The 24,540-nt window shown below is 65.1% G+C and carries 26 protein-coding genes; 7 read left to right on the top strand and 19 right to left on the bottom strand.

What is annotated here, in order from left to right:
• Nucleotides 1–292 precede the first annotated feature (292 nt).
• From ACFYYW_RS48510 to ACFYYW_RS48500, 3 genes are all read left to right on the top strand, one after another.
• Complete coding sequence (locus ACFYYW_RS48510; RefSeq protein WP_387661266.1) at nucleotides 293–2,488, top strand: hypothetical protein; 2,196 nt, start codon at nucleotides 293–295, stop codon at nucleotides 2,486–2,488.
• 458 nt (nucleotides 2,489–2,946) lie between these two features.
• Nucleotides 2,947–3,567 carry an SLATT domain-containing protein gene (locus ACFYYW_RS48505; RefSeq protein ID WP_387661263.1) on the top strand — a complete coding sequence of 207 codons (621 nt, stop codon included), beginning with the start codon at nucleotides 2,947–2,949 and terminating at the stop codon, nucleotides 3,565–3,567.
• Complete coding sequence (locus ACFYYW_RS48500; protein WP_387661260.1) at nucleotides 3,557–4,978, top strand: reverse transcriptase domain-containing protein; 1,422 nt, start codon at nucleotides 3,557–3,559, stop codon at nucleotides 4,976–4,978. Before ACFYYW_RS48505 ends, ACFYYW_RS48500 begins: the two co-directional genes overlap by 11 nt.
• Nucleotides 4,979–5,069: 91 nt before the next feature.
• Here the strand turns inward: ACFYYW_RS48500 and ACFYYW_RS48495 are convergent, their stop codons facing one another.
• From ACFYYW_RS48495 to ACFYYW_RS48435, 13 genes are all read right to left on the bottom strand, one after another.
• On the bottom strand, nucleotides 5,070–5,207 hold the full coding sequence (locus ACFYYW_RS48495) for a hypothetical protein (protein ID WP_387661257.1): 138 nt from the start codon (nucleotides 5,205–5,207) through the stop codon (nucleotides 5,070–5,072).
• Between the two features lie 49 nt (nucleotides 5,208–5,256).
• Nucleotides 5,257–6,669 carry a tyrosine-type recombinase/integrase gene (locus ACFYYW_RS48490; RefSeq protein ID WP_387661254.1) on the bottom strand — a complete coding sequence of 471 codons (1,413 nt, stop codon included), beginning with the start codon at nucleotides 6,667–6,669 and terminating at the stop codon, nucleotides 5,257–5,259.
• A complete protein-coding gene (locus ACFYYW_RS48485) occupies nucleotides 6,669–6,866 on the bottom strand; it encodes a helix-turn-helix transcriptional regulator (RefSeq protein WP_387661251.1) in 198 nt (65 codons plus the stop codon). The genes ACFYYW_RS48490 and ACFYYW_RS48485 overlap by 1 nt, the downstream gene beginning before the upstream one ends.
• A gap of 196 nt (nucleotides 6,867–7,062) precedes the next feature.
• Entirely contained in the window at nucleotides 7,063–8,400 is a 1,338-nt protein-coding gene (locus ACFYYW_RS48480) for a hypothetical protein (RefSeq protein WP_387661248.1), read from the bottom strand.
• On the bottom strand, nucleotides 8,397–9,320 hold the full coding sequence (locus ACFYYW_RS48475; RefSeq protein ID WP_387661245.1) for a bifunctional DNA primase/polymerase: 924 nt from the start codon (nucleotides 9,318–9,320) through the stop codon (nucleotides 8,397–8,399). Before ACFYYW_RS48475 ends, ACFYYW_RS48480 begins: the two co-directional genes overlap by 4 nt.
• Nucleotides 9,321–9,420: 100 nt before the next feature.
• Entirely contained in the window at nucleotides 9,421–9,642 is a 222-nt protein-coding gene (locus tag ACFYYW_RS48470) for a hypothetical protein (protein WP_387661243.1), read from the bottom strand.
• 142 nt (nucleotides 9,643–9,784) lie between these two features.
• Complete coding sequence (locus tag ACFYYW_RS48465) at nucleotides 9,785–12,004, bottom strand: cell division protein FtsK (RefSeq protein WP_387661240.1); 2,220 nt, start codon at nucleotides 12,002–12,004, stop codon at nucleotides 9,785–9,787.
• Complete coding sequence (locus tag ACFYYW_RS48460) at nucleotides 12,001–13,104, bottom strand: DUF2637 domain-containing protein (protein WP_387661237.1); 1,104 nt, start codon at nucleotides 13,102–13,104, stop codon at nucleotides 12,001–12,003. The genes ACFYYW_RS48465 and ACFYYW_RS48460 overlap by 4 nt, the downstream gene beginning before the upstream one ends.
• Nucleotides 13,101–13,322 carry a hypothetical protein gene (locus tag ACFYYW_RS48455; protein ID WP_387661235.1) on the bottom strand — a complete coding sequence of 74 codons (222 nt, stop codon included), beginning with the start codon at nucleotides 13,320–13,322 and terminating at the stop codon, nucleotides 13,101–13,103. The genes ACFYYW_RS48460 and ACFYYW_RS48455 overlap by 4 nt, the downstream gene beginning before the upstream one ends.
• The gene (locus tag ACFYYW_RS48450) at nucleotides 13,319–13,483 is read right to left on the bottom strand and encodes a hypothetical protein (RefSeq protein ID WP_387661232.1); all 165 of its coding nucleotides are present in this window, start codon (nucleotides 13,481–13,483) and stop codon (nucleotides 13,319–13,321) included. Before ACFYYW_RS48450 ends, ACFYYW_RS48455 begins: the two co-directional genes overlap by 4 nt.
• Nucleotides 13,484–13,661: 178 nt before the next feature.
• Nucleotides 13,662–13,961, bottom strand: a complete 300-nt coding sequence (locus tag ACFYYW_RS48445; RefSeq protein ID WP_387661229.1) for a WhiB family transcriptional regulator — start codon at nucleotides 13,959–13,961, stop codon at nucleotides 13,662–13,664.
• Complete coding sequence (locus ACFYYW_RS48440) at nucleotides 13,958–14,173, bottom strand: hypothetical protein (protein ID WP_387661226.1); 216 nt, start codon at nucleotides 14,171–14,173, stop codon at nucleotides 13,958–13,960. Before ACFYYW_RS48440 ends, ACFYYW_RS48445 begins: the two co-directional genes overlap by 4 nt.
• Before the next feature lie 89 nt (nucleotides 14,174–14,262).
• Nucleotides 14,263–14,430, bottom strand: a complete 168-nt coding sequence (locus ACFYYW_RS48435; protein WP_387661223.1) for a hypothetical protein — start codon at nucleotides 14,428–14,430, stop codon at nucleotides 14,263–14,265.
• A gap of 291 nt (nucleotides 14,431–14,721) precedes the next feature.
• On the opposite strand from ACFYYW_RS48435, the gene ACFYYW_RS48430 reads away from it, so the two are divergent.
• Nucleotides 14,722–16,107 (top strand): hypothetical protein, encoded by a 1,386-nt coding sequence (locus tag ACFYYW_RS48430; protein WP_387661221.1) that lies wholly within the window; start codon nucleotides 14,722–14,724, stop codon nucleotides 16,105–16,107.
• A gap of 93 nt (nucleotides 16,108–16,200) precedes the next feature.
• On the opposite strand, the gene ACFYYW_RS48425 is transcribed toward ACFYYW_RS48430, so the two are convergent.
• The 6 genes from ACFYYW_RS48425 to ACFYYW_RS48400 form a co-directional block, all read right to left on the bottom strand.
• Entirely contained in the window at nucleotides 16,201–16,710 is a 510-nt protein-coding gene (locus ACFYYW_RS48425; RefSeq protein ID WP_387661218.1) for a hypothetical protein, read from the bottom strand.
• Nucleotides 16,711–16,787: 77 nt separating this feature from the next.
• Entirely contained in the window at nucleotides 16,788–18,245 is a 1,458-nt protein-coding gene (locus ACFYYW_RS48420; RefSeq protein ID WP_387661215.1) for a S1 family peptidase, read from the bottom strand.
• 174 nt (nucleotides 18,246–18,419) lie between these two features.
• Entirely contained in the window at nucleotides 18,420–19,334 is a 915-nt protein-coding gene (locus ACFYYW_RS48415; protein ID WP_387661212.1) for a phosphotransferase enzyme family protein, read from the bottom strand.
• A 3-nt stretch (nucleotides 19,335–19,337) separates the two neighbouring features.
• A complete protein-coding gene (locus tag ACFYYW_RS48410) occupies nucleotides 19,338–19,823 on the bottom strand; it encodes a GntR family transcriptional regulator (protein ID WP_387661209.1) in 486 nt (161 codons plus the stop codon).
• A gap of 560 nt (nucleotides 19,824–20,383) precedes the next feature.
• The gene (locus tag ACFYYW_RS48405) at nucleotides 20,384–20,971 is read right to left on the bottom strand and encodes a nucleoside-diphosphate kinase (protein ID WP_387661206.1); all 588 of its coding nucleotides are present in this window, start codon (nucleotides 20,969–20,971) and stop codon (nucleotides 20,384–20,386) included.
• 369 nt (nucleotides 20,972–21,340) lie between these two features.
• The gene (locus tag ACFYYW_RS48400) at nucleotides 21,341–21,700 is read right to left on the bottom strand and encodes a hypothetical protein (protein WP_387661203.1); all 360 of its coding nucleotides are present in this window, start codon (nucleotides 21,698–21,700) and stop codon (nucleotides 21,341–21,343) included.
• Nucleotides 21,701–21,875: 175 nt separating this feature from the next.
• Here ACFYYW_RS48400 and ACFYYW_RS48395 point away from each other — a divergent pair, with 175 nt between their 5' ends.
• From ACFYYW_RS48395 to ACFYYW_RS48385, 3 genes are read left to right on the top strand one after another with little or no spacing between them, the layout of a single operon-like run.
• A complete protein-coding gene (locus tag ACFYYW_RS48395) occupies nucleotides 21,876–23,228 on the top strand; it encodes a hypothetical protein (RefSeq protein WP_387661200.1) in 1,353 nt (450 codons plus the stop codon).
• Nucleotides 23,225–24,124, top strand: coding sequence for a phosphotransferase family protein (locus ACFYYW_RS48390; RefSeq protein ID WP_387661197.1), 900 nt, complete (start codon nucleotides 23,225–23,227; stop codon nucleotides 24,122–24,124). Before ACFYYW_RS48395 ends, ACFYYW_RS48390 begins: the two co-directional genes overlap by 4 nt.
• A 27-nt stretch (nucleotides 24,125–24,151) precedes the next feature.
• Complete coding sequence (locus tag ACFYYW_RS48385) at nucleotides 24,152–24,397, top strand: Tn3 family transposase (protein WP_387661194.1); 246 nt, start codon at nucleotides 24,152–24,154, stop codon at nucleotides 24,395–24,397.
• The last annotated feature ends 143 nt before the right edge of the window (nucleotides 24,398–24,540 follow it).

Here is a 24,540-nt window from a genome sequence, read left to right as displayed (position 1 = left end):
TGTTGATCGCGGTGGTTGCCTATGTCCCGAGACACACTCTGTTGAAGTTTCCTATGTCTCGCGACATGGGTTTCCTATGTCCTGAACCAGCACACTGCCGGGGGCACCAGGCTCTACCAGCAACAAAGCGCCCTTGACCAGCGGGAACATCGGTCAAGGGCTTCCTGATGTGTCCGGCGCTGTCCGGCTGTCACTGATCGTCTGCGGTTGATCCTTCCCAATGCCTTCCCACAGGCAGTCGTCGCTGCCGTTGAGATGGCGGCACCAGCCCGGTGCGGCCTAGCGTGGAAGAGTGATCAGGCGGTTCTACCCCCGGGCGTTCGAACACCTCCAAGCTGCACATCACGCGAAGTCGACGATGGGCTCGTTGTGGCAGACATTGCTCGATGCTGGATGCATCGACAACACCGTCACAACCTATGGAGACGGTTCTGGACACGTCCTTGCACAGATCGACTGGAATCCAGTAACTCGGCGAGATTTCACAGAGCAGTTCAGGACATGCCTAGACGAGCTCTGGGCGTGCCTCGACTCTCTCGTCCTGGAGACGGTCGAGATGTTCAGTGTGCGCAAACGGCCCCGAAACCCTGCTCGTCCCCGGTTCTTCCCACTAGCGGACTCCCTGGATGGCTTCGAGGCACTTCTGGAGGAATCCTGTCTGGACGGTGTCCTGCAGCTCCATTTCGACATGATCCGTGACTGCCAACCATTTCAGCCTTCCTCAAACGACCAGCGAATCGATGCCCTTCGCGACGGGCTTCGCGACCTCCTTGTCTGGCAGCATGCGTTGGAGGCCGGAGGACAAATCGGCGCGTGGGCGACTCCTGTCGAGCCGGAGGTCTGCATCGAAGACCCCCTGGAGTTGGAGCGCCTCGAAGTCTCCGAGCCCGGCGAACTCAACGACGAGCGGGTGGTGGCCGAGTTCCGACTCCGCAACTACAGCGTCGGTCTTCCCGTGGCAGCACAAGCCGGGACCTATGTAGATCTTGGCTTCGCCGATGGATTCATCCCCGCAGGAGTCGACGATACCTTCGGCCGTCGCCTGGGCGCAGTGATCGAAGCTGTCCTCCGCATCGCGGCTTCCTTCGCTTGGCTCTCCGCTCAGGTGCCCGGCTCAAGGCGCGTGCTGATCGGACACAACACCCAAGAGACAACATGGACTGACGCCACCCGGTCGGTACACCGCTGGTCTGAAGAGGAACTCGCGGGTATTGCGAGCTCGGATATAGGACTAGGGGTAGCGCCGCAGGCCAAGGTACTCACGCTCATCGTGGCCACACCTGACGGAGTGTTTGAACGATTGGTCCCTCATGCAACGCCGCTGCGCAGCCACGATCGTCCCGGCCTCGCGGCAGAAACCGCCGTGCAAGACGCGGCCGCGACCTGGGGCCTCCCTGATTTCGTGATGCTGCCGACTGTCGAGCGCAAAGGACCAGGGGTAAGGGAGATCAGCGACGGTCTGATCGTGGTCGGCGAAATCGGAGTCATCGTCCAGGTCAAAACCCGCGAGACCGGGCCGGGCACCAGCGCCCGTGAGACGTCTTGGATCACGAAACAGATCAGTGCCGCTGTCAAGCAAGTGAACGGTACCGCGCGTCGGTTGGCGGCCGAGACCACAGAGATGGTGAACGGGCGAGGACAGAGCATTCGTATCCATGGCCCCTCAACCCGCTGGGGTGGCGTGGTCATCATCGAGCACCCTGACCCACCATGGAACTATGAGATACCAATAACCGAGAGTCGTATCCCGGTCGTGGTCTTGCTGCGACGAGACTGGGAATTTCTATTCAACCAGCTCCACTCCTCGCACGCAGTAGTCAGCTATCTCCACCGCGTTGGCGTCTCTACAGAGGTCCTCGGCGAGGAGCCGCAACGCTACTACGAACTGGCTGCCGCCGACGCCGAGGCAAGTCCTGGCCCTATCGATCCGACAATTCAAGGACGGGGCGATTTTCGGTCCGTGCCACTGCTTCCATCCGCACCAGCCGGCAGCGATGACGACGAAGCTCACGGCATGGTGCGCCTCATGCTCGAAGACATCGCTAACACGCACATCGAAGCCGAGCACGTGCAGGATCGGCAAAGGTTCCTGGCTTCCCTCGACAGCTTGCACGTGGGCAACCGTAGCGAGCTGGGACGCATGCTCCTCGACGGTCTACAGCAGGTGCGCCTAACAGGAGCCGACTCCATCTCATGGCGTTTCCGGACCTTCCTGGCTGGCCAGAATCGCGACCAACTCGGTTTCGGCGTCTGCTCTACCCTTACCGAGACCACGCGATTGGCTTTCAGAGCGTGGCTCCTGTTGCGCCACCATGAACGAGGCCCGCGGGAGAACCTGTCAGAGCTGACATCAATCGGCGTGCTGCTCACACCGAGGATCGATGGCCATCGAGACTGGGACACCACGATGATCGCTGTGCAAGGCGACCCTGAACTTACCGAGGAAGAACTCCAGCAGTATCAGCAACTCTGGAACACTCCCCGGTGACTTGTGATGCCTGACTATCGGCAAGCATGGGCCTTGGACGGCAGGGCGATGCCTCCCCGGGACGTCGGCCATAGCTGTGGGCCAGTGGGGTGTCCTGGTTCGAAGCGCCACTCCTCCGACGTCGCCACGGTGACAGGCCGTGGAATGGCCACCGCCCGTTTCACCGGTCGTACTAGGTGCGGTAGGAGTTTGATGGACTGCGCGAGCTGCGGAAACGGGGCGCCAGCATGCATGAGGCTCGCATCAGAGCAAAGTGTACGGTAACTGCTATGGTTGAATGCGGCTCGGCCACTTGCCCATGCGCCGCCGCCGCTTCGGGGGACATGTCGCATGGGTAGCAGTAGTAACATGCCGTAATACTGCGGGATTACGGTTCGCCTTAGAACTGAATCTAGGGCGAGGCTCGCGCCGATAGGATCGCGGGTGATTTTGTCGAGAGGTCAGGGCAAGGGAGACCAGTGGCCGGGCTGCCAGACGACATCTCGCCAGCGATAGAACGGCTGGAGAGAAGAAGTTATACTACATATCTGAGTCGGCTCAACGCCTACCGCCGCCTAGCGCATGCGAATACAGCCTGGAATGTCGCCCTTGTTGCACTGTCGACTTCGACGGTAATCGCTTCCGTTGGAATGCTCGTCGAGAAAGAGATGTACGGCAAGGGCGGCGACGCCCTAATGGTCGCCTTGGCAGTGTTTTCTCTATCAATCTCGCTTGTAGTTTCCAGTGTTGGGTATGGAACGAGAGCGAAGGCGATGGAGGAAAATTATAAAAGAATTCAGCAAATATCCGTCTCGACAGAAAACTTGAAGGAGTATACCGGCCCGGATAGGCGCGAAAAATACCAGAAGCTGCGAGATGAGTATGACGTAGCGATGGCATCTTCCGAGAACCACACCGAGCATGATTATCGGAGGACACAGTCCATACCGCCCCGCTCCGGATTTGGCTTCTGGCGCCGCGCGCGTGGGTTCTTCGGCTGGCTAAGATATTGCACAGCCATGGCCTTTCCCTACGTGAGCCTGGTCGTTCCAGTCGCACTTTTAGTTCCGTTCGGCGTTTGGTTCGTTAATGGCCTCTGATTTAGCTAACGAAATCTCGACAGATACTTCCGCTCCCCCGGCTCCGCATACAGGTTGGCCAATTTCCCTGCCAGAGCAGGCCTCAGCTTCAACGCTGTTCAGATCAATAACGTCGCCATCCAACCTCAGGCGCCTATATCATCATTATGTCGAGGACAAGGGAGCTCTCGGCAGGGACGGAATCCATCCCAAATCGCTTGCTAGCGATCTTGACGCAGTCACGAAACTCATCTCACGAAAAATGAGGACGGGATCGTATCGGTTCACTGGGTATCGCGAAGTGCTGGAACTTAAAGGGGCCGGTAAGGCGCCGCGAGTTCTTTCGATTCCCACCGCACGCGATCGAATAGTTCTTAGGGCGCTTGCTGAATGCCTTACCAGGCTGTTTCCGCATACGCGAGGCGTTATACCGCATCAGCGAGTGTTCGAGGTAGCCACTGTGGTTGCCGCTGGCACGTACGACTCGTATGTCAAGCTTGATGTGCAAAACTTCTATCCGTCAATTATGCATAGTCAAATCGAGCAGAAGTTGCGAACCAGGATCCGAAAGAAGGAGATCCTTGGTGCTGTTCTAGGCGCCCTGAGAACACCAACGGTCCCAAATGGTCAACGGAACCGCACGCCGAATCAGCGAGGAGTGCCGCAAGGCCTGGCTATCTCAAACTTGCTCGCCGAGCTAGTGATGAGTAAGATTGACGCCGCCGCCTCGGCGCTAGATGACTGCGCATATTTTCGCTATGTAGACGACATCCTCATCCTTTGTAACAGCATTTCAGTCAATCGAGTGCGAGACAGTATTGCCAGCCAGTGCGAAGAAGCCGGTCTGAAAGTTCACTTGGCGACCGCTGGCGACGCAAAATCGAGCAGTGGCTCTATTTCGGACGGGTTCAGTTATCTCGGCTACAAGTTCAGTAGCAATAGGGTTTCCGTTCACAGGAAAAGTATCCAGAATATCGAAAGATCAATTGCACGCATATTCACGCGATACAAGTATGACAGAGATCTCCAACAACTGCAGGGACGGATCGATTCAATCGTCACCGGCTGCGTTTATGGAGGCGTTTCATATGGCTGGCTCAACTACTATCGCCAGATGAATGACATCGCGCTGCTTAAACGCCTAGATGTCATGATAGAAACAATGAAGAGCCGCCACAAGATACCCACAACCTTTAGAACTAAGCGCTTCGTGCGGGCATATTGGTCGATTAAGCATCCGTTCGGAAAAGACCGGAGCTATGTGCCCAACTACGACTCAGCAGATATGGCGCAGATGCGCATGGTGTTGATAACTCATTACGGCGAAGAAGAAGTAGCTAGGATTCCCGACAGCAATGTACCCACCGCATTCAAGCGCGTAATGCGAAAAGTAATCATTGATCTAGAAAAGGACATTGGCCACATATCTTGAGCCTTCCCCTCGCCGTGGTCGCCGTCATCGCCGTTATCGAGCTTGGATTCGTGATGTCGTCATGACGGAGTTGAGACGAGTCCAGTGCCGATCAGGCAGGCCTCCAGCACGTGGGGCAGTACTGGAGGCGGCGTAAGCCCTGCCGGACGGCGGCGATCATCTCGTCGGGCGTGAAGAAGGCACGATTGGCCACGGAGGTGCGGCGCAGCACCGACCAGATCCCCTGCACCGATTTGTGGTTAGCCTGGCACGTGACCAGCCTCCCCACGTAGGGTCACTTACTCGCTGAGGGCAGCAGAGATTCTTTGCTTGGCTGTTTCATCCTGACCGACGATGCACTTGGCATAGATGCGCAGAAGCACGTCAACGCTATGCCCTGCCCACTCCGCCACCTGGGGCGCAGGAACTCCGGCATTCAGCCACGTGGAGACGCAGGCGTGGCGCAGGTCGTACAACCGAGCAGCCAGAGGCGAGGCGAACTCCTTCTCTGTCAGGGCGGTCTGGCGAGCGGCCTTCCAAGCGCGTCGATAAGTGATGAACGGCAATTCGCCTCCTTGGACGCCGTAGAAGAGCCGACCGTGTGCGCCCTTGTCGAAGATTGTGAGGTGGGTGCGGAGGATGCGGACCAGGGGTGGCGGGATCGGCACGGTCCGGCTCTGGCCGATCGCGCGGTGTTTGAGTGCGCGTTCCTCTCGTGCTCTACCGCTGTCGGTCCAGTCTCGGCCAGCGTAGGGCGCGGCCTTGAGGAGGTGTAGTTCTCCCCAGGCGTTGATGGGTTCTTCCATCTGCCCAGTCTCTGGGTTCCGGCTTAGGGGTGGAAGGGTGATGTTGTCTCGGCGTAGGTTGACGACCTCCTCTGGGCGCAGGGCGGCGTAGTACATGAGGGCGAAGAAGGCCACGAGACGTTCGCCGCTCGGCTTCTGGGCGGCCACGGCGGCGAGGAGTGCCTTGGCCTGGGTGTGGTTGACAACGCTGCGTCGGTCCACTTCGTAGGCGTTGTTCGGCCGCTTCCACTTCAGGGTCTTGAGTGGGTTGGCGGGTAGGAGCTTAAGTTCTACGGCGTAGTCGAGGGCGTTGGACAGGAGCATGCGGTGCTTGCGGACGGTGCTGGGAGCGGCGCGGGTGCCGTCCAGCAGGGATGTGGCAGACTCCAGTAGGTCGCGGGCGAGGCCGGCATCGTCGATGAGTGCCGAGATGGGCTTAGTGTTGTCGGCCAGCCAGCGCAACGCGTCTTCGGCCTCGATTGGTGCTTGCTGGCGTTGCTTGGTATTGAAGCCCCAGCGGTGCATGGCTGAGCGCAGAGTGCGGTCTTCCGGCTTGCCGCGCGTCGTGATGTACATAGCGGGTGTGGCGGCGGTGAGGGCGCGGGCGATGTCCTGGCGGTACTTGGCGGCGGCGTTCTTCCACTTCATGTCGGCGAACTTGCAGGCAAAGTCGTACCAGCTCATCTCTGGACGGTCGGTGCGGGCCCAGGAGACGGGTTCGCCGGTGAGGGTGCTGAAGGCTTCGCCGTTGCGGGCGGCGGTAAGCAGGGCTCCTCGGAAGGTGTCGGCCTGGGCGGCGAGCTTGAACGTGCGCTTCCAGGTCTTCGTGGTGGTCTGCCAGGCCACGCGGTAGGAGGTGACCTTGCCTGCCGCGTTCCTGCGGGTCTCGATGGCGTAGACGCGGACGTTGTAGGTGATGTCCTTCATCAGGCGGCCTCCTCCATCGTGGCGAGCCAGCGGTCCAGGTCGGCGCGGCGGATGCGGAGATCGCCGTTGGGCAGCTTGAGGCAGCGCGGGGCGCGGCCCTTGGCTCGCCAGTCGTAGAAGGTGGAGCGGGAGATCTGGAGTTCGACGCAAAGGTCGGCGAGGGTGAGCATGCCTCGCTGGGTGGTGCCGGTTGCCAAGTGCGGCTCCTTGCGGATCAGGCAGTTGGAGTGTTCGGCCCCGTTCTTGGTGGCTGTGGGCCAGGTGTTGATCAGGACGAAGGAAGAAGAAAGAACGGGTCGGTGCGGTGGAGCCCCGATGGTGGTGATCGACTTCGTTCGTGGCCTACGAAGAAAGGGCTGTCCCTTGTCACTGCTGCTTGCTGAGCTGCGTCGGTCATGAGGTCTTGTTTCTTCTTTGTTCGTTCGGCCTGGTGCGGCGGTAGCGGACGGACGGGCGGCCGCCGGTCGGCGTGGTGAAGGTCTCGTACTGGCCGGTGGCCGTCAGGCTGGTCAGGAGCTCGTCGAGGGTCTGTTTGGGCACGTTGCGGGAGAACAGGGCGCTGATCTCCGAGCGAGTCAGGCCGGTGTCGGCCGCCTGGTCGAGGGCGCGGCGTATGCGGTCGATCTTCGGGTCGCGCATCTGCTTGTCCAGGACGAAGACGGCTGAGGCGATGGAGTAGCGGACCAGGCTGGCGGCTGCTCCGAGGTCTTCTGTGGCGATGTGGGTGCGGGCGTCGAGGGCGGCGTAGAGGGCGGCGATGCGCAGGCAGTACGGCGCTGAGCGGCGGGTGAACTCGGTCCAGGCATGGTCTTCGTCGTCGGCGGCGGTGAACTCCTCGTACAGCTCCGTCGACCACAGAACGCGGGCGTCCTCGTCGAGGACAATGCGCCTGATCTGGCGAGCCCCCTTGACGGCGTCGTGGAGCCTGCCGCTGAGGCTGGCCAGTAGGTCGGGTGCGACTCCTTCCGGGATGGGCAGGCGCTTGGAGCGCTCGACGTAGATAGGCAGGAAGCGGTTGTAGGAGCCGCCGGCCATGTCCGCTTCGGCCAGGCGCATGCGGAACTCTTTAGGCGTGATGTGGCCGATGATCGCGATGTGCGGGTTCGAGGCTCGGTAGGCGTTGCGGGTCAGCACGGCGAGCGTCCGGCCGTCCCATGCCTGGCGGAGCATCGTGCCGAGCGTGGAGCCCTCGCGCTTGGCGCGGGCCATGACGGTGGAGAACTCCGGCTCGGTGACCGACAGGCGCTTGTCCATGGTGCCGCCGGGGTCGTCCGGGCTGTCGGGGTCGCGGATGCGCTCGATCAGTCCTTCGCCGGAGGACAGGCCGGTGACGCAGAGGTCGCCGTAGCCGATGCCGGCGTGGTGCAGGAAGATCTCGGCGGTGTCGGTGGCCTGGCCCTTGCGGCCGGAGCCGGTGCGGCCGAACAGCAGTGGCCAGATCAGGAGCGGGTGGCGGGTGTTGCCGATCTGGACGTACGGTCCGGGGCCGATGACCGCACCGCAGGCGGACAGCGCGGAGACCAGGACGCCAACCGGGTCAGCCTCGGTGGACGGGTCGGCGACCTTCACCAACTCCCCCGGCAGCCCGTAGAACATGGCCGGGTCAGCGGCCGGCGGCGGGACCGGCAGGCCGAGGGTCAGGTCGCCGGACTGGTCGCGGTGCAGGCGGGTGATGGTGGCATGGGCGTCGAGGTTCTCCAGGATGGTGGTGGCGTCGAGTGGGTTGGTCATGCGATCCCCCGGCGTGGCTGGCGTGCTCCGGCGGTCAGGCCGGAGCGGATGGTGGCGGCCGCCTCTCGGGGGGACAGGCCGATGGCCTGGGCGGCGGTGTGCAGGGCGTCCTCGGTCAGGCGGTGCGGCAGGAGGCCCGTGGCGACGAGCTGGCCGAGGGCGAAGGCGGCGGCGTTCAGGGTGTGGTTGCGGGTTCCCGGCCCGGCGTCGAGGACGTGCTGCAGCTCGTTGTGGAGTGCGGTCATCGCGTAGCCCGTGGACTGGTTGCCGAGGGCGGCCAGGACGTCATGGACCGAGACGTGGACCGGCTGGTGCTCGTGGTCGGAGCGGGCCAGCCGCTCTGCCAGCCAGGACGGCATCGGGGCGGGCTCGGCGGCGTGGATGGTGTCGTAGGTTCCGGTGCCGTCCGGGAGGTCGACGTAGCTGCCTGGTGCGACGACGTAGCCGCCGCTGGAGCGGGTGTCGATCAGCCAGCCCAGTCCTTGGCCCTTGGCCCCGGAGGTGTTGCCGAGTGTCAGCCCTTCGGGTGCGGTGAAGTACAGGTGGGTGCCGCCGCGCCGGGTCCGGACCTGGAAGGTCTCCAGGGGTAGCGGTTGGCCGGCCTGCTCGCACAGCAGGGCCAGGGCGTCCGCCCCGTCGTTGACGCCGGGTCGGTTCCAGGGCGGTGGGGGCTGCTCGCCGTTCTTCGGGGTGTCCAGGTCGATGACGACGAGGTTGGACGGGCCGGTGGCGATGCCGATGTTGTACGAGGTGCCGGTCCAGAAGCGGCTGATGGTGTCGGCGTCGGTCGTGTGGTGTTCCTTCCACTTCCAGCCCTTGAGCGGCACCTTGTCGCCCGGCGTGAGCGGGAAGACGTGCCAGCCTCGGGCGGCGGCGGCCAGGGCGTAGGACCGCGTCTGGCGGGGCGGATGAGGTGTCATGCTGGTGGTTGCTCCTTGAGTCGGCCCCGCGGGGCCGGTGATCGGTTGGGGCGTGGGCCCCGGCGTCGTGCTTGGTGGCTGTGCGCCGGGGCCGCTCCCGTCAGTGGTGCAGGTGGCGGACGTAGTTCCAGACATGGCGGCCGAGACGCAGGCGAAGGCCGGTGGCGTCGCAGCGGCGGCAGTAGCGGATGCTCCGGCGCTGCGGGAAGCGGCCTTTGCCCTGGCACTTGCGGCAGCGGCCGAACGGGCTCACGTAGCACTTCGTGGCGTAACAGAGCGTGCTGATGATCGCGGTGATAGCGACGAGCAGAGCGAGGTACACGACAGCCTCCTGGGCCGACTTTCGGGCGTGGTCGGGGAGGGCCGCTAGCGTGCTAACGGCCTGTTCAGGGCGCATTTCTGGTGCTAGCGGGGGTGCTAGCGCTAGCAGGCTCGACTACTAGCGCTAGCAGCCCCGTGACCGGTCAGCCGGAGCGCTTCTGACGGTTACGCTCGGCGATGACCTCGGTGAGATCATCGAGGCGGATGCCGCGTCGGGTGACGGGCTTGCCGTCGATGCGGCGGCCAATGTCACCGACCCGCAGGCCGTGCGGCTTGAGGGCGCTGGTGAGCTGTTCGGACTTCCAGCCGGTGTAGACGTCGGGACGTAGTTCGGTCAGGCGGGTGCACAAGGCTTCGTTCCAGGCCGCCGTCTCCCCGGCGGGCCAGACCTCGGCGAGGTCGGCCAGGACGTCGAAGACGGGTGCGTCCTCGCGGGCCTGAGTGCCGGGTTCGGGCAGGGTGCCGGCCAGGCCGCGGAGCCGCTTGGCGCGGACGATGACCTTGTCGGCGTCGGTGGTGTCGAGGTAGTAGGAGCGGCGGGCAGCGGGCTTGCCGAGGCCAGCGAGGATGCCCCAGCCGGCCTCCATCACCGGCTGGAACACCGTGGCGCGGTAGCCCTGCTTGTACATCGAGGTGCCGAGGATCATGTCGTTCGCGGTCTGGTCGGCGACGCTCATGCAGTAGCGGGTGTTGACGTTGCGGGTGATGCCGGTCGGCAGGCTGTCCTTGTCCGGGATCTGGGTGCCCAGGAGCAGGATCACGCCCAGTGCGCGGCCGAGCTTGATGACCTTCTCGCAGATCTCGCCGGCTTCCTTGCCGTACTGCGGGTGCAGGAACAGCTCTTGGATCTCGTCCACGGTCACGATCAGCGGGTGCAGGCCCGAGCCCTTGAGTGAGGCCAGTTCGGGTGTGACCTTGTTCTCGGGTGCCTTGCCGAGGGCGTGGTAGTGGGCGATGCGCTTGGAGCGGCGTTCGCACTCCTTGTAGAGCCAGGCGAACATCGCGGCGCAGCGGGCGATCGTCTCGTCGTCGAAGCCGTTGCCGTATTCGGTGCAGACGGGTTCCAGGACCTTGAAGTCCCCCACTCCCTTCAGTTCGTAGATGCGCAGCTCGGCGCGCGGGTCGAGTGCGGCGGCCAGGACCGCGAGCCTGAGCCCGAACGTCTTGCCGGAGCCGGGCTGCCCGCCGACGAGCCAGTTGCGGAACACCAGCTCGGCGTTGACGGTCTCCATTCGTGGTGTCGTGGCGAACGGGAACGGCTTGAACACGTCCACCTGGCCGTCGCGCAGTAGCGGCCAGGGCGGCTGCTTCATCTGCGAGGAGGGCTCGTAGCCGACCCACAGGGCGAGGCGGCCGGGGTGGCCGGCGGCCGGTTCGGGCCAGACCTGGTCCATGGGGAGGCGCATGGCCGAGGCGAGGCGGCCTCGGCGGGCCACCACCTCGGCTGCTTCCACGCCGAAGGGCAGGTCGATGATGGCCAAGTGGCCGGGGCCGTCGCGGTGGATCTCCTGCGGGAAGCTGATCGCATTCGGATCCTTGCTCACGGCCTGGTTGATGCCGGAGATGCCGCAGTGCATCAGAGCCCGACGGACCAGTTCGGCGGTGAGCTTGCGGTAGCGCGGACCGTCGCTCACACGGTCCGTGATCGGGCTGTCGGCGGGACGACCGGCTCGGGCCAGCAGCGGGACGGCCAGGACCAGCGCGCCGAGGCGTGCCCAGCCAGGCAGGTCCGCCGCCAGGAAGACCAGCAGGCCGGCCAGGGCCGTGATGGTGAGCGCCAGCACGACCGACCAGCGCCAGCGGGACTGGCGTTGGCGCTGCTTGTCGAGCTTGAGCCACATCTCGGGGTCGTTGCGGTCGGCGGCGTACTGGCGCAGCGCCCAGTTGCCCTCTTCCGCCGTCGCCCAGTGCAGCAGCCGGCCGATGGACTTGAAGACGCCGGGCACCGCGTACCAGAGCACCTTGAGCAGGTACTTCGGCGAGCGAACGGCGTGATAGCCCAGGACGTACGCGGTGTCGCGGGCCTGCCAGACGATCATCGCGCGGACGGACTGCCAGGTACGGAGCCAGGCCGGGATGATGGGCGCGCGACTCTGGGCGGTCCGTGCCGCAGGCGGTACCGCGTCCTCGTCAGGCGGGTCGACCGGCGGGCCGATGACACGGTCGACGATGTCGATGGACTCGTGGTCCAAGACCTCGTCGTCCGGCTCGGCGTCCTCGGTCTGGCGGGCACGCCGGCGGGAGTCGAGAGGGACGACCTCGGCCTCGCCGTTCTCGTCCTCATCGCGGTCGGGCCACTCGAAGCCGTGCAGTTCACGACCGTGCTCCGGACGGCGGTCGGGCTCGTGCGGTGTGTGGGTCATGATGAGTACACCTCGTGTGCCTTGGCGGTAGCGGGGTGGCGGGGCGCGGCCGCTGTTCTTGGCGGAGTGGGGGCCGCGCCCTGCTTCTGTGACGGTGTGCGGTCGGACCGCGCTTCGTCCGGTCGGTCGTCCGCGGTCAGGCCGTGCGGTCCGACCGCCTCAACGGCAGCGGTCGGGGTCCGGTCCGGCGGTCCTTCCGTCCGCAGGCGGGCCAGGAGTGCTCCGGCGCGGTCGGTGGAGACTGACTGACCGGTCTGCCGGATGGCATCCCGAAGCCGGTCACGGGTGAGCTGGACCTTGCGCGTCTCGTGGTCGGCGGCGATCTGCCGGCCGAGTGGCATCAGGTCGTCCACGTCGGCACGGGGTCGTCGGGCGGTCTTCTTGGTTGCCTTGTGCTTGGGCTTCGGTGGCAGGGCGGGACGCTCGGGAACGGGCGCGAGTCGGATCCGGTCAGGAGTCAGCTCGCCGAGCCGGTAGAGCGCTCGTTCGCGGCGGGTGGCCTTGAAGCGCCACAGCCGGCCGTACCGATCCTGAAGGTCGGTGCGGGCGAGGATGCGGTCGCGCTCGCGGCCGAGGGCGTTCGGGTAGGAACGGATCTCCCACAGCACCATCCGCCGCCACAGCGCGAACGTGGACGGGAAGGCCAGCACCCACCGGGAGAGCCGGATGGACTCCATGTGGTCGGGCCTGGTCAGGTCGGCACGCTTGCGGATGGCGTACGCACCGACCTCCACCGCCACCACCCACAGGCCGGGAAGCATCGCGTGGGCGATAATCCCGAACAGGGTGTCCTCGGCGGCCACGTTGAGATAGACCGTCGCGGCGGTCAGCGCCCAGGGCACGAGTCGGAGCAGGCGGAGGCGCATGCCGAGCCTGGCCAGGACGATGTCGAGCGCCGAGAAGACCGCGATGCCGAGGTCGATCCCGAGTGGAACGATCCACGCGAACCAGCCGAAGGACGGTTCGGCGGCCCTGGCCACCGTGGCGAAGCTGATGACGAAGCCGAGCAGGCCCAGGCTCGCCACCGCGGCGGCGGTGACCGAGACGGCGGTCTGTTCGCCCTCGCTCAGCGGACGAGGCCCGTAGACAGCGGCGGTCATCGGCCCCACCGTCCCCAGCAGCGCAGGCAGCTGGGCCGGTTGCACCAGTTGGCGCGGCGGCTGGACCAGACGCGGAGCACCTTGTCGGGCGATCCGGCGGAGTGGACGCTGAAGCGTACGACCTGGTGGATCCGGAACCGTTCCTGGGCGATGCGTACCAGCTCGCAGGCCAGGAAGCCGGCGGCGAACACCACCAGATAGAGCAGAACAGTGATCATGCGGTTCTCCTGAGCGGGACGTGAATCTCGGGGTCGAGGTCGGCGGCGAACACCGAGCGGCGGCAGGCCGCGCAGTAGAACTGGACGGGGCCGCCGTCGAGCTGGGCCTTGCAGCGTGGGCAGCACGTGCCCGGCCACGGCGAAAGGCGGATGGCGTTCATGTGACCTCCCTTCAGATGCCGGACTGTGAGCGGGCGAGGATGCGGCACATACGGCAGCCGGGCAGGCAACGGGTGCCGTGAGCCGTACAGACCTCGACCTGGCGACGGACGCCGCAGCCGCGGCACCCGAACGGGCTGCGGGAGCGCCGGCCGCAGTCGGCGCACTGGAAGCGAGCCATCAGGCGGCCACCTCCCGCAGGTCGCGGAGCTCCTCGACGGTCAGGCCGGCCCAGACGCCGGCCTCGGGAACCACGGCCAGCGCGTACGCCAGGCAGGCGGCGCGGGCCGGGCACTCGGCGCACAGCGCCTTGGCCTTCGCCTCGCGGGCCTCCCGGACGTCGTCCGGCTCGGGCTCGAACAGGTCGGGGCCGGTGAAGAGCTCGGCGTCGTCGCTCTCGCAGGCCGGGTCGGCGTTCAGCAGGACATCGCGAAGGTCGGACAGCTGCTCGTCGCCCCGGCTGGTGGTCACCTCGTTCATCGGCGCACCCCCAGCAGGGTGGCGAGGGCCTCGGCGACGGCGAGCTGGTGGCAGGACGGGCAGATCGGCGGAGTGGGCGCCTCCTCGGCCGGGTCGATCTCCTCGGCGCCACCGCAGACGAGGCAGGTCCATTGGATGGCGGTCCAGGTCACGGCCCGCATGGGCAGGTCGAGGTCGGACGTGGGCTGTGTGTTGCTGGACCCGTGGGTCATAGTTGAGACACCTCTTCTAAGGGGTGCCGGGGCGCGGATCAGGTTTGGCGACTTTGGGCCGCGCCCCGGCTTCTTCCGTTTGGTGTGGTTCAGCCGAGTCCGTCGCTGAAGACGGTCAGGGCTTGGGCGACCTTCTGTACGGCGTCCACGGTGGTGTTGACGGCGACCGCGGCCTTGTGCGGCTGAGTGACCACGAAGAAGGCCGCGACGATCATCAGCACCGTGGGCAGGAAACGGCGGGGTCGGAGAGCAGGCATCGGGCGGTGGTCCCTTCTGGTCGTCGCGAAGCCTGTTTCTCCTGATGGCAGCCCCCCTCACGAAAGACTGTCCTGTACAGGTATAGAACAGGCTCGGCGGGTCCGTCAAGGTCCTTTCGGGACCCGCCGTGTTCGTGGCACCAGAAAACCGCGCAGGTCAGGGGGTGCGGCAGCGTTCAAAAGACGGTGCAATTGAGCGAAGGTGGGTGCACTACGGCCCGGATGGGGTGCAAACTGTCTGCGACATTGTGATCACCCAGGGTTGTGAAGCCGTTGCGCGACGGGAGTGCCATGAAGCTCCGAGAGCCGAATCACCAGCTCGCGGCGGTCATGGCGAGAGCCGCGTGCTCGAACAAGGCCCTGGCGCGACGGGTGCAGGACGTGGCCACGACTCATGGCGCCGACATCCGCTGCGATCACGTGTCGGTGAAACGCTGGCTCGACGGAATGCACCCCCGCGGACTCACCCCGCACTTCATCGCCGAGGCCCTCGGCCGCAAGCTGGGCGAGCGAGTCAGCGTCCGCGACATCGGCATGATGTACGCCGAGGCGACGCCCTTCGTCGTCCCCTCCCAGCAGCAGGCCGGCGGCTTCGCTGACGATGTGACGGTCCTGATCTCAGGAGATCTGTCGTCGAATCCCCGCGTGGTGGAGAGCGAGGTGTCCCCCAACACCTGGAACGACTCCATGGTCACGTGGCTGGTGACGCCTGAGGGCTCGGTACGGTCGTGCGCCGAAGGCCGCCTGATCACTGCGGGCTGCGTCGAAGCCGTACGAGAGACGACCGCCCTGTTCGCCAAGCTCGACTATCGGTTCGGCGGCGGACACGCCCGTTCCACGGTCGTCCAGTACATCGCCATGGAAATCGAGCCGCTGCTCAAGCACGTACGCCCGGACACGACGCTCGGCCGGCAGTTCCTCTCGGAGACGGCGGCCATGCTGCGTCTGGCCGCCTGGATGGCATACGACACAGGGCTGCACGGCCTGGCCCAGCAGTACATGACCAAGGCGCTCATGCTGGCCCGCGAGGCAGGCGACCGGATGCTCGGCGGCCGCATCCTGGCCGGCATGAGCCACCAGGCCAACTACCTCGGCCACTACGGCATGGCCGCAAACCTCGCCAGGTCCGCACGCATGGGCGCCGAAGGCGCGTCCACTCCGACGGCCATGGCCCTGTTCAACGCGATGGAGGCTCGCGCGCTCGCCTCCCAGGGCGACCAGGTCGGCTGTAGTCGTGCGCTGGGTGAGGCCGAGCGATGGTTCGAGCGCCGGAATCCCGAGGACGACCCGGTCTGGCTCAAGTACTTCGACGAGGCCGAGCTGGCGGCCGAATTCGCTCACTGCTTTCGCGACCTGGGACAGCACCATCGAGCAAGAGACCAAGTGCTGGAAAGCGTGAAGCTCTCGGAAAGCCTCTACGTGCGAAGCCTGTCGTTCGTGCGAACCATTCTCGCCACGAGTCACGTGGCAGGAGGCGATCTGGAGCAGGGCATCGCCGTGGCTCGCGAGGTTGTAGCAACGGTGGCCGACCTCCGGTCGGCCCGTACCCGCCGCTATGTCCGGGAGTTCATAGGCCAGCTCGCCCGCTTCCAGAACGATCCGCTGGTACGGGATTTCAGGACCTACACCGAGGCGTCGCTGACACGGGCACGTTCAGAAGCCGTAGCAGCAAGATGACCCCACGAACTGCAGGCAGAGCCAGCGCTCGGGGGTATGCCGACGTCCAAAGTCGCAACGGTGAGATGCACTCAGGCGCTAATCGTGACGCCGCTACGCGCGTGTCAACCCCATCGCGTCGATCATGAAGTATCCATCGTGCTTGCCGCATCGGGCTGGCGGTGGACCGGCGAAGCGGTAAGACGGCGTGAAGTTCGGCAAGATCCAGGTGCCGCCACCCTTGAGAGCGTCTCCATCCAGAAAACGCCCTACTCCTGGTACCGTGACGCCGCGTCTTCCGCCGGCACGAATGGGCACAGCGCTTTTCGGCCACATGGGAATCACTGTCCGTGTGCGCCGCTCATCTTTTGCAACCATAACCAGGCAGGATTCTCCATCGATCCATTCCAGCCGTGCCTCCAGAGGCATCAACTGGCTTCCGTTGCCCTCCTGAACGAGGATCGCGGGATCAGTGCCGACCGTCCAACGACACAACTGAGTAGAACATTGCCGCTCCAGTGTGGTGCTGACGACGGGGGATTTCTGTGCGAGAAGAGAGTCGGACGTGCATGCCGACGTGGCTGCGACGACGACAACGAAAGTAGCGACCATTGAGTGCTTCATGGTGACCTCCGTTGCCAAGGCGGCGAGGACAATCGAGGCGATGGCCAGGCCGTCCGACCGACCTGGCCATCGTAGGACTACTGGCTGTTGGCCAGCGTCCAAACGTGGAAATTGAGAGCGAGAGGCAGATTCTCCACGTGAGTCAAAGCGCAGCCTGTGGTGGTGGAGTTGATGTAGCCACTGCCGTAGAGAATGCCGTAGGCATTTGCATCCCCGAACCAGAACGGGCTGCCGCTGTCGCCGTGCCAGCAGGAGTTTGACGTTGCGGGGATGTCGGTGACGGTCATGTCGCTGTACACGCCTGTCGCATAACCCAACCGGCGGACCTTGCCGCACGTGCGGCCAGTGAGGGCACCGAACTTACACACCGAGTCTCCGACCACTGGGCCTGGGTCCTCATCTTCGACGTACGCCTTGCAGCCTCCGGCGCAGTAGAAGGTTCGTGTCAGTGTCAGCGTGCTGGGGGTATAGGCGGCCAGGTCGCCGTAGGTGCTCTGGTAGAAGCTGTAGAGGCGCGTGGTGTCGCAGTTCCCGCCGTCGCCGGACTGGTTGCAGTAGGTCCTGACCTCTGTGGATGCGCAGTGCCCTGCGGTGCCGTGCCGTCTGTTGTTGTAGTCGCTGAGCCTGACCAGGTTGAAGCCGGAAGTGCAGCTTCCTAGCGTGCCTCCGCCCCGGATGTAATTGTCGTATGGGGTCGCCATCGGGCCGGCAGCCTGCTCAATGTTGACCTTGATGGCAGGGTTGGCCACTGCTGAAGTGGCAGTCGCGCGGAGAACGTCGGCCTTGAGTGACGTCCGTGCCGTGTCCGAGGGCACCACCAGGGAGTGCACGGTGCCCGTCCTGGCGTCGTAGAAGCTTGCAATGTCCTTGAGCGATGGATCACTCCTCAGACTCCGGTGGACGCGCTCCTTGGCTTGACGCAGCTCGATCTCCGAATAGCCGAGCTGGCCTTGCAGCTCCACCTGCATCGGCAAGGACCTGACCTTGGTCGCGACCTCCGCCGGAATCGCTGATTTGAAGCCGATCCAAACGCTTCGCCCGTCGTCGGACCGCTCGACGCCGGACCACTCAGTGGCGTAGGTTCGCCGCAGTTGAAGGATCGCCTGCTTACTGCTCGGCCATGCTCCATCCCGGTCGATGGCTTCGCTGAGGGAGATCCCTTCGGACTCCGCCTGCCCCTTCAGGCTCGTCATGATCTCGACGACGGTCAGGTCATCGATCTTGACGTTCGGGTAGGTCACCGGTCCATCCGGTCGATTCGCCGTTGCAGCAAGGTCAGTCCTCTGCTTCTGATCAGCGTAGGACTGAATCGCCTGTTCCAGAGTGATGCCCTTGACCCTCGCCTGCCGCTTGAGCCGCTCCAGCGTGGGGCGCTGGACCTTCGGCTGCTGATCGACGGTGAACACGACCGTTGCAGCGGGTTCGGGTGCGGCCTGAGCTGGAGTGGCGTCGAGGCCAGTGAGAATCAGGAGGCCGGCGGCTGCGGTGAGAGCGAGTCGGGAGCGGCGTAAGTCACCTAAGTGAGAGGATCGCATGATTAGGATCGTTCATGATGATCTCGCTGCACACAATAACCGGCGCGGGGCTTTCCGGATGCATACCGCTATTCGCTATACGGCACGCGATAGCTTTGTTCTGCACAAGTAGATATCCAGCGAGTTTCGGTCTAGGACCGAACGGGATTCAATCTACCATCTCATGATCTCGCGCTAGAAGGGGCGCCAGTTACGAGGCAAGTCATCGTGCACGAGCGAAGCCATACGACGGTCGAACTCGGCTCTGATGTCTGGGCCGTGGTCCACATTCTGCATGAGCCAAGTGGTCATGGTGATCTCGCGAATTCGACGGAGTGTGTGCAGCCCATGCCACTCTGCTATATCGAAGCCATAGGCGTCCACAGCCTGTGTGTACTCCTCAGAGCTGAGCCAGCGGAAGCCCTGGAAAGGAACCCCGATGGCTGTGCTGAGGTCCCATTCGCGGGGGCCGAAAGCGAACCTCTCGAAGTCGAGAATGATCACATTCCCGTCTGTACGGCGTAGCAGGTTGCCCTTGTGAGCGTCGCCGTGGATGTGGCCGACGGGCAGCGCGAACTCCAGAGCGTTGTATTCGGCGTAGAGCTCCTTGATGCGCCGACGCAGGAACTCGATGTCCCCTTCTGAAACGCTCGGGGCGCAGTTCAAGCGGTCCTCTACGCGACCCAACGGGTCGAACAAGGGCAAGACCAGGCCCACCGGTTTGGGTAGGGCGTGGAGCTCTCTCAGCATCGCTGCCAAGTCCCCGAAGCCCGGAGAGGGGCCATCACTGTCCACGTGCTGCCAGAACGTCACCACGCGGCCCTCTTGGACGAGTGCCTGGGGACAGTCAGGGAGGAGCTTCACGCTCGGGAAGTCGACCGCTTCCAGCCAGCGTGCGATCGCGACCTCTTTCCGGACGTCACTCAGGAGATCCACGCTGCGAGCGATTCTCACCACCACCGGAGCGGATGCGAGGCGGAACAGGATGTTCTCCCCCACTCGCAGAGGAACCGCGTCCCGGCTGTTCAGTCCGACGTCATGGCAGACCGCCATCAGCGCCATTTGTGCGTCTTGCAGTGAGAAGCCTCGTGCGGTGTTGGACTCCGTCATGAACTAGTCCTCGCTGTTCCTGTCTGAAGGTGGTGGCTTGGTGGCCACGAACCGGCCTTTGCTGGGGATGACGACGATCAGGCCCTCCTGCTGAAGCAGTTCCAGGGCCTTGCGTACCGTGATGCGTGCCGTGCCGAACCTTGCCGCCAGGACAGGTTCGCCAGGCAGACGGACGTCCGGCGCGAACTCGCCGGCCTTGATGGCCGCGCGGAGCTGGTTCGCCACGTCTTCGTAGCGGGTGTTCGGCTGTACGTCCGGCGCGGCTTGGCCTTGCACCTTGCGGCCTCGTCCCATCTGGCTGACGACCAGGCCCTCGCGCTCCAGCTCGGCGAGCGCCTGGCGGACGGTGCCGCGGGCCACGCCGAACTCGGCCATCAAGGCCGCCTCCGACGGGATCATCCCGCCTGGCGGGTACTCCCCCGTGGTGATCCGGCGGCGGAGATCCTGAGCCATGGTGGCGTACGTGGGCTGAGCTTTGCCTTGCGTCATGGGGCTCCCTTGCGAGCAGCAACAAGACTCAAGGCTAGGACGACAGGGCCTGAGCGGGTTCGCGTGTCTCTTCACAGAGGCCGTCAGGGACATAAGCTCACCTCGCCCGAGAGAAGCTGCGCCCAGATGCGACCCGCCGCCTGACGGCGCCATGGGCCGGCATACGTCACGCGAGGAGGTGCCGTCCGCTCCGTTCGGCGGATTCGATAGCTGCCCCCGCACGCCACTAACTCGTAGACGATCGGCTGGCATGCGCATGTGTAGTCGAGCGTTCGGGACTGCGCGGGCTTGTCTGGCGTCCAGTCGAGGAACGATGTCCTGCCGTGGGCGAGGCGTGGTGGATGCGGGGCGAACCCCGGACATGGCCATGCATCCTTTTCTGGAGCCGGAGGCCGAGTCGGGGCGCCGTCAGAGGCCCTCCCGGCCCTCGTGGCTTCATTGCGCGGCATCCATCGCTCCAGCTCTCCGGCCGAGCATCTGGTCAGTACGCCCCGAGACGTCTTCCAGTTCCTGAGCCCCGGGCACCACGCGGAGCTGCCCGGGGCCGGCGGCGGGTTGGTTCATCGGGGGTACGCCTCCTGGTGGAGGATGTCCCGGTACGACTCGCCGAACCAGATCTTGAAGTCGGCCGCGGCATCGGCGGGATTGTCGCTGGAGTGGACGAGGTTGCGGATGAGCCGCCCCTCGGCAGCGGCCTTCTCAGCGCTGTCGTCGCCATAGAAGCCGCGGATCGTGATGGACGGAGCACGAGACGGGTCGTAGTGACCGAGCAGGTCCCGTACCTGCTGGGCGGTGTCGTTCGTCTCCCCGCGAGCGAGTGCCACCGTCACGGTGGAGCCGACGTAGTGACCGATGAGGTCGGCACGGACGTCGAACGGAAAGCGATGCCGGAGCTCCAGCATGTCGGCGTAGTGCGCGAGGATCTGCCGGGCGGTGACGATCACTTCTCGGGTCCGGACGATGGTCACAGTGCCGTCGATCCACTGGAGGATCGGCCTGACGAGCCCGCGGTCCGTCGCGTCGGGCTTGCACATCACGACCGTCCAGCGGCCCCAACCGCCTGGCGGCTCATCGAAGGTAGGCACTGCCATGCCGTCACCTGCGACCGACGCAGGCCACGCTGGGTTGCCGTCGTCCAGGCGGGTCACGAATGGCCGCATCATCCGGCCCTCCACAGGAAATCGGTATGCCGCACTGAGCCGATGCGCGGCTGCCAAGCGCCAGCATCATCAGCATGGTCACTGCCCAGGTCCACGAGGGGATGTAGGGGGTCGAACGCGAGGATGCGCTCCCATAGCCCTTGAGGAGTAAGGGCCTTCCGGTAGCTACCGTCCTCGGCCGTTTCGCCGAGGTAGGCAGCGGTGAAGTGCTGGCTACCGGAATCCCAACGCACGAGCCATTGGCCACAGGCGTGGTGCTGCAGGTGGGCGGCCCACGCCCATCCGAGCTCGTCCGGGACGAACGGTAGGCCGCTCGCGAAGGATGGAGGGTCGGTGTTCATGAAGCCTCGGCGGATGTCATGGGGACGGAAGTTGATGTGAGAGGCCCACCTGCGGGAGCCGGCCGTCGCTGCGCAACGAAACGAGCGGCGGCGTGTCCGCGGCGGGCGCTTCGCCCTCGTCGACGGCCCACACCTGTGCCTGCCAGACCACTTGGGTGACGCCCTCGTTGGCCGACGTACTCATCGCGGTCATGAGGAAGAGGCGTGCAACGGCGTCGTACCGGTCGGCGGGCAGGTCGAGCGTGCCGCTCAGCTGCCATGTCCGGCCGGCATCGCTCGACATGAGAAGAGCGAGCAGCGCCGATCGCCTCGGTAACACGGACGCCTCGGCCGGCTGATGGAAGGTGGGGCGGAGGGCCGCGTTGAGGGCCTGCATCGTGTTCTGCTCCTCACTTACGGTGACGGTTCTCCTCCACCTTGGATTCGTACGGCTCAGGGGGGAACACCAGCGAGGCAGGCAGTCAAGAGTCAGACCACGGTCAGATCTCGGTCAGTTAGGTGGGGCCGCGGACGCACCACTATGCGACGATGCGCTCAGAGGGAGGCAGCCAATGTCAGACCCGAATCTGCTATTGCAGCAGGCGCGTGAGCGATTGCCATCCCCTGCCGACCCCGGCGAGCACGCCTCGCGCCAGGAGCTGGCAGACCTGGTCAACGCCTGGTTGTTCGAGAACCACCACCGACACGGCGGCCTGACCCAGGAGTACATCGGCAAGCTGGAACGCGGCGAAGTGCGCTGGCCCAACGCTCACTACCGGGAAGCGTTCCGTGCCATTCTCGGCGCCGAACGTGACAGGGACCTGGGCTTCAACAGATCCCGGCGTGCCAACTCGGTCGTTACCGTGACAGATGTGGATCGCAAAGGCTTCATTCGCACTGCGCTCGGGGCAGCCGCCGCCATCCCCCTCGCCGAGCTGGCCCTGCCCGCCCAGGCCATCGCGGCACCGTCCGTCATCCAGCCATCTGACATCGCCGAACTCCGCAACATCGCCCACGTCTTCACCACCTGGGACCACACCTACGGCGGCGGCCTGGTGCGCGAGGCCGTCGTCGGGCAGTTGCGTTTCGCGGTCGGCCTCCTGAAGCAGTCCCGCTGCCCGTCCAAGTTGCACGCTCCCCTGTACGCCGCAGTCGGCTGGCTGGCCCACGCCGCCGCGTTCATGGCCTTCGACGCCTACGCCCACGAGGACGCTCGCCGCATGTTCGCCCTCGCACTCACCTGCGCCGAACAGGCGAACGACTGGCACCTCCGAGCCAAAGTGCTCTCCTCCATGGCACGACAGTCCATCTGGTGCGGCGACGCCGACAACGGGCTGACCTTGGTCGAGTTCGCGATGGTACGAGCCGACCGCCTGACAGCCGCCGAACGAGCCATGCTGCGCGGAGCCCAGGCACGCGCCTTCGCCAAGCTGGGCCGGACACAGGAAGCATTGAAGGCCATCGCAGAGGCGGACACGGAATACGACCACATCCGCCCCGGCGAAGAGCAGCCCTGGATGCGCTACTACGACGCCGCCCAGCACTCAGGCGACACCGGCCACGCCCTGTTCGACCTGGTCATCATCGACAGGACAACAACCGGCAAGCCGACCGGCGACGCGATCGACAACAGGTACCTGGGCGAGGCATCGACGAGGCTGGCGAACGCCGTGGCCGGCCACACCCCCGCCTACGTCCGCTCCCGCGCGATCAGCGGCATCAAGCTGGCCTCCCTCACCATGGCAACCGGCGATCCCGAGGAAGCCGCCTCCATCGGAGGACGAGCCGTCACCGACGCCGGCACCGTGCGCTCCCGCCGCGCCCAGGACGACATGAAGGAACTCGCCAAGTTCGCCCTCCCCCACAAGACCCGGACACCAGTGGCCCTGCTCCGTCACCGGATCCGGGAGGCCGTCCAGACATGACCCAGACCAGCGACGCCGAAACGGCCGCGTGGACCGTCCTCGACGTAGCCAGCCGCCGCGCCGGCCTGGACCCATCCGGCGCCGAGCTGATGCGCCTCGGCGAGAACGCCCTCTTCCGACTCCCCGGCGGCATCGTCGCCCGCATCTCCCGCCGCGACCAGGTCGCCGCCGCAGCCCGCGAGGTAGCAGTGGCACGCTGGCTCAAAGCCAACCACGTACCCGCCGTCCAAGCATGGCCAGACATCGACCAGCCCATCGAGGTCGACGGCCGAGCAGTCACCTGGTGGCAAGAACTCCCACCCCACCGACACGGGACGGCCCTCAAAGTCGCAACCGCGCTACGCCGCCTCCACGACCTCCCCCCACCGACCGACTTCGACATCGGCCGCTTGGACCCGTTCGTACGACTCGCCGAACGAATCGACCGTGCCATCACCCTCACCGAGGCAGACCGGGCGTGGATGCGCACCCACCTGGACGAGCTGAAGGCACGCTACGTGGACCTGCCCGAGGGCCTGCCGGAAACGGTCGTACACGGCGACGCATGGATAGGCAACGTGGTGAGCACCGATGCCGACACGGCCGTACTGCTCGACCTGGAACGCTGCTCAATCGGCCCGCCTGAATGGGACCTGACCTCCACAGCAGTGAAAGCCTTCACCCTGGCCGGCATCACCGCCGAGGACTACGACACCTTCGCGAGGACGTACGGGCGAGACGTCACTGCATGGGCAGGGTTCGAGACGCTCCGGGACATCCGCGAGTTCCGCATGACCTGCATGGCCGCCCAGGTGGCCGCCGAGAATCCGCTTCGGCATGACGAGGTGTTGCTGAGGTTGGCGTGCCTGCGTGGCCGGCACGGCTCCAGACCGTGGACCTGGACAGCTGTTCCGTAGCGGCCTGCGTCAGGTCCTCAAAGGATCGTGGGCAAGCTGTCGGCCTCCTCTCGGCAGAACGCGATGGCGGCGGCGCTGAAGGAGTACAGCGTGATTCTCCGTACCGTCTACCCCGCCCGCTACCTGTTCGGCGAGGCCTGCCGGCGGCGCATCGCCAGGCAGCTGGACAAGCGCGAGAGCCTGCACGCGCTGCGCCGCGAACTGCGCTACGCTCCGGCGGCGCCTTCCACAGCCCGCACCTCACCGGGCAGAGTGAGCAGGCATGGCGCCTGACCATGCGGACCAACGCGGTCGTGACCTGGACCAGCGACTATCTGGGGCTGACGGTGGCCGCGCTACAGGCCGAGGGCCGCTATCAGGTGCCAGCTGAAGGTCGCGGCAGGGGGCGCTCACTGACGGGCGAACCATGCGGTGAG

This window comes from Nonomuraea sp. NPDC001831 (genome assembly GCF_042892035.1).
In the GTDB taxonomy this organism is placed as follows: Bacteria; Actinomycetota; Actinomycetes; order Streptosporangiales; family Streptosporangiaceae; genus Nonomuraea.
The sequence above is the reverse complement of the archived record's forward strand: the minus strand, read 5'-3'. Positions and strand labels throughout refer to the sequence as shown.